Source organism: Micromonospora sicca, assembly GCF_003172935.1.
Taxonomy (GTDB): Bacteria; Actinomycetota; Actinomycetes; order Mycobacteriales; family Micromonosporaceae; genus Micromonospora; species Micromonospora sicca.
This window is the reverse complement of sequence record NZ_QGKS01000068.1, coordinates 1-3,395: the sequence shown is the minus strand read 5'-3', so window position 1 is coordinate 3,395 and position 3,395 is coordinate 1. Positions and strand designations below refer to the sequence as shown.

3 protein-coding genes are annotated in these 3,395 nt (G+C 64.0%); all 3 read right to left on the bottom strand.

The genetic code is table 11. The features are described 5' to 3' along the window. The coding region (locus DKT69_RS38090) for a hypothetical protein (protein WP_161557751.1) at positions 1 to 880 on the bottom strand (880 nt) is incomplete at its 3' end. Continuing rightward, positions 813 to 1,424, bottom strand: coding sequence for a PIN domain-containing protein (locus tag DKT69_RS01840; RefSeq protein ID WP_109799874.1), 612 nt, complete (start codon positions 1,422 to 1,424; stop codon positions 813 to 815). The genes DKT69_RS38090 and DKT69_RS01840, both read right to left, overlap by 68 nt. A gap of 46 nt (positions 1,425 to 1,470) precedes the next feature. Then, positions 1,471 to 1,941 carry a helix-turn-helix domain-containing protein gene (locus DKT69_RS01835; RefSeq protein WP_109799873.1) on the bottom strand — a complete coding sequence of 157 codons (471 nt, stop codon included), beginning with the start codon at positions 1,939 to 1,941 and terminating at the stop codon, positions 1,471 to 1,473. Positions 1,942 to 3,395: the final 1,454 nt, after the last annotated feature.

Genomic DNA, 3,395 nt, shown 5'->3' with positions numbered 1-3,395 from the left:
GCCAAACCCGCCGTCGGGAGTCACTGACTTGACCGCCGCCAGGATCCGACGGCGCCCGATCCTCGGCGGGTTGATCAACGAGTATTCGCAGGCAGCATAGCCGAACCGGCTTTACGAGCCCCACAGGGTTGCCGTCCGCGTCGATGAGCTCCCAGCCGGCGGTCAGCAGCTCGAACAGGACGCGGCGGATCTCGTCCGTGGAGGTGACCAGCGGGAATGACGGGTTCTTATAGAACGATTGCACGACCTCGCGCGGGGTCAGCGCGCGGTCGAAGCCGTCGAGGAGTGCGGCCAGGTAGCCGGCGGACAGCGCCGCGGGCGGCGCCGCCCGACCCGCCTCAAGGAGAGCAGTCCATACATGTGCGCCATTGAGCGCGGTCCGGCTGTCGTCATCGAACCGTTTGAACTCGACGTATAGTTCTCCGGCACGGACCAGGTAGGCGTAGTGCTGGTAGGCGCGTTCAACGTCGCGGCGCAGCTTGCCCGCCGCATCGTCGTGCTTTTTGCGGGCCGCCTCCTCCTCGCCGGCAGGCCGCGGCGCGGCGCCGGTTCTCGGCGGGCTGTCGTGCGGGCTTGTGGCTGTCTGGCGGAGGATCGCGGCGAGGAGCGCGGCCAGTCCTTGCCACGTCGCGGGGGCGCTGTCGGAATCAGGATGATCGGTGGTCGCCAGCAGCGGCTGTACTTCAACGCGGGTCTGGGTGACCTGATAGAGGCGAAGCGAGGAACTCGAAGCGGTGCCAAGGAGTCCCAGCGGGGGCTGGTGCTGGTCGACCGACCTGACTCTTGGCGGCTTGGAGCCTGGAGCCGCGTGGTCACCAGATCCGGAAGCGCTCGTCGGTTCTGAGTAGAAATGCGAATCGTCCAGCCCCCGCCTTGTCAAGGCTGTCTGTGCTGGAGTCCGCAGCCTCCTCTTCGCTCAGCTTGTTGCGGTGTTGCCAGTACATGACCTGGGACAGGAAGCGCCGCCGAACAAGCTCTGGGTAGCGGTCGGCGATCATGCAGAGGAAGGCATCGACGTGCTGTACGTCGATGCCAGCGTTGACCTGGTCGAGACACTGCTGGAAGTCGTCGATGTCGCCGTCGTGTGTGATGAGGATGTCGACTCTGCCACTGTGGGCGGCGGCCAAGACATGGTGATCATTCGGATCTTTGGGGCAAGGGACGGACTGGGGATCCCAGTTGGTGACCTTGGCTTCAGGGAAATTCTCGTCCATCAAGTCACGCCAACGCTCGATCTGCTGCTCCGGCGCGTCTGGGTGATTACGGCGTAGATGGTAGAAGGCCTCAGCCAGTACGGCTTCGCTCCACCGAAGCTCATAGGCGGTGTGGTGGCTGTCGAGAGCCATCAACACCAACCAATCACGCAGGCATCGCGAGTACAGAACGTTGGCATCTACGAACACTGTAAGCGGCACCGGCAGCACGCGTTCAGGCTACCGATGCCGCATGGCTAAAGCCATAGTGAGAGGTTTACTCGTATATGCCCAAATTGTCCTGCTCGGCCATCAAGGCTTCATAGGCCTCGCGCTGTTGTGAGATACGGCGCCGACGGTAGGCCAGTACGTCTCCTAGCGCTACTCGTCGGTGAGTGCCTACCTTGTGTGACTTGATCGAACCTTTATCAAGCAGGCTGATCAACGTCGGTCTAGACACGCCTAGCACTCGTGCGGCCTCACTGGTGGTGAGCTCTCGCGCAACCTCGCTCACGACCACACCGTCCCCACGATCCAGGACGGCGCTTACTTGCCGCAATAGATCAACCACCAGGCTGGGAACGGCGACAGATGCCGCGTTGCGGGCTACTAGGCGTACCTCATCGCGGTCAAGCTGTGAAAGGAGGGCGAAGAGGGACTTCAGTGAGTCGTACTCCGGGCTGTCCTTCCGGTTGGCTGCTTCGGAAAGTCGGAGCGCCGTTGCCGCGAGTGTCGTCGCCGTGGCCATGATCTACTCCTCGCTGCGGAGCCTGCTTGTGCGAGGCTCGCGCACCTAGTTTCGGTTACATCTGCAGCATGTGCAACCAGCTTTGACTTATTTCACTTACCCTTCAGTTTAGCCGAGAGCTGGCGTCTTCGCCTGCTAGTCACTGAGTGGGCGGGGGACTGGGCCAAGGCTGTCCGCTCGCTGGAGCGCAGGGGGTGCTGGAACCATGCAGAGCCGCTGGTCCCAGGGGTCGTAGCGGGGCGAGAAGTGCCGGTCGACGTCGTAACCGTGCAGGTAAGGCCAAAGACCTTCATAACGGGCGTCTCGTCCGGGTCGGCGACCGGCGCGGGTGACAGATCATGGTTGCTCCGTGGCTGCTCCGACGTCGGGGAAACTGGTCCGGACATACAGGGACTCGCTCGGGTTCTGAGGCCTCATCTGGTGGCGAGCGGCGTCGCCCATGGCGGCGTTGACAGAGAAATAGCAGCCGAGTTTGCCGGCTTGGTCGATTTCGTCGGGCGTGCCGTTGAACCAGTGAAGGATGGCGCCGGGGTGAGGTTGGCGTTTGAGTGCGTCGATCAGTCCGGGTGTGGCCGGTGCTGCAGGTCGAGGCCCAGTTAACGCTGCGCGCACTCGCCGCCGTCGGCATGACCACCCGAGCGAAGATCCCTGCTGTGCATCAGGCCTACCAGTGACGGTCCTAGGACTGGCTCGGACGGCTTCATTTGGGCAACTCGTGGTGTGAGCGGTCTGCCCGTGATGCGGGAAACGGGAAAGGGATCCAAGCCGCTGGTGTTGGTCTGCTGCTGGAACGAGGGCAGCCGGTCCCCGCGCCGGCTGGTTGGCGCGGGGACCGGTGGTCGGTGGCCTGCGGCCGGGGCTGCTCCACCTGCACGTGGCCGTGGCCAGCAGCCGGGAGGCGGCCTCGCCGACCGCCTCAGCTTCCCCGTCGAAACCGTGGCGCGCCGCGGTCGCGCATGTGGCTGTGGATAACTCTCGTGTCTGTGGATAACGCCCTGATCATGTTCCGGTTGTGCTACCGCCAAACTCGGCGTGAAGGCCTCATGGAGTCGCAAGCCGGCCGTCTTTGACCTGTTGGAGGTGTTGGCGGGCGTCAAAACCGGTTGTCGAGCGGTGGTACGTCGGTGATGGCGAGGTCGGGGCGTGGGCGTCGGTAGCGGACGAGATGGCGCCATCGGTGATGCTCGTAGGCGGTGTCGACCTCAATCTCGGCGGCGACTGCGGGGAGGACCGGGGTGTAGGGGAGGGGGTGTGGCCGCTCCAGCTGCCCGGTCCAGGAGGCGGGCAGTGGTTGCGGCCAAGGATGGGCGTCTGGTGCTGCGGTGTAAGAGCCTGGTAAATAAGGGTTTCAGGTGTGTTGGTGGCGGGCGAGGCGGCGGGTCATCATGATGATCATGGCCCATTGGACCATCGCGGCGTGGTGGGCGGGTAGCCGTTCGTAGTCTCGGACGGTG

What these genes read in the sequence shown, in the direction of transcription:
- DKT69_RS01835 (WP_109799873.1), bottom strand. Translation starts at nt 1,941, where the DNA reads ATGGCCACGGCGACGACACTCGCGGCAACGGCGCTCCGACTTTCCGAA.